Source organism: Zobellella denitrificans, assembly GCF_002237365.1.
GTDB lineage: Bacteria > Pseudomonadota > Gammaproteobacteria > Enterobacterales > Aeromonadaceae > Oceanimonas > Oceanimonas denitrificans.
In genome coordinates this window covers 1-969 of the sequence record NZ_NMUO01000196.1, presented here as the reverse complement: position 1 = coordinate 969, position 969 = coordinate 1, and the positions used below count along the sequence as shown (strand labels likewise).

Here is a 969-nt window from a genome sequence, read left to right as displayed (position 1 = left end):
GCGCAGGCTGCTGTCGGCCAGCTGGGCCAGCCCCCGGCGCAGCGCCTCGTCACCCCCGGCCAGCCGTTGCAGGCCCCGGTGCGCCAGGCGGTATTCCTGGGCGGCGGCGTAGAGCTCGGGGCTGTATACCTCGAACAACGGCTGGCCGGCCTCCACCCGCAGGCCGGTTTCCTTCACCAGCAGCCGTTCGACCCAGCCCTCGAAACGGGGCGCCACCGAGAACAGGGCGCCCTCGTCCGGCTCCAGGGTCGCCACCGCCCGCAAGTTGCGGCTGAAGTCGCGCTCCTGCACCCTTTCGGTCCTGACCCCCAGCTTCTGCACCTTGTCGGCGGACACCCTGACCTGGTTGGGGCCGGTCACCTCGCTGGCATAAACGGGGATGTAATCCATGCCCATGGGATCCTTCTTCGGCACCGGCGAGGTGTCGGGCAAGCCCATGGGATTGCGGTAATAGAGGATGCGCCCGGCCGGTTCTGCGGCCGGCTCGTGCTCGAACACCGGGAGATAATCCATGCCCATGGGATCCTTCTTCGGCACCGGCGAGGTGTCGGGCAGCCCCATGGGATTGCGGTAATAGAGGATGCGGGGGCCGGCATCGGCCGCCTGGGGCGCAGGGGCGACCTGCTGCTGGCCCAGCCAGTAGCCGCCGCCCGCCAGCATCAGCCCCGCCGCCGACAGCAGCAGTGTGGACATGGCTTTCATCATTGTTCTCCTGTCAGGGTCAGCAGGGCGTTTTCGGCCCGGAAGCGTGCCACTTCGGCCATCAGTTGGTCCTGGCCGAGCCGGCGGATCTGTTGCTGGGCATCCAGCAGCATGGCAAATTCCACCCGGCCGGTGGCGTACCCCGCCAGCGCCGATTCGAAGGTCAGCTCCGCCTGGGGCAGCAGGCTGTGCCGCAGCAGTTCCAGCTGCTGCCGGCTGCCGTCCCGCCGGGCCACCAGGCCGTGCACGGCCTGCTCCTGGCTCCTT

At 69.0% G+C, this 969-nt stretch carries 1 protein-coding gene and 1 pseudogene; both read right to left on the bottom strand.

What is annotated here, in order from left to right:
- A pseudogene (locus tag CGX12_RS19305) lies at positions 1 to 693 on the bottom strand (efflux RND transporter periplasmic adaptor subunit); the annotation flags it as partial.
- A gap of 8 nt (positions 694 to 701) precedes the next feature.
- The coding region (locus CGX12_RS20010) for a TolC family protein (protein ID WP_217898218.1) at positions 702 to 969 on the bottom strand (268 nt) is incomplete at its 5' end.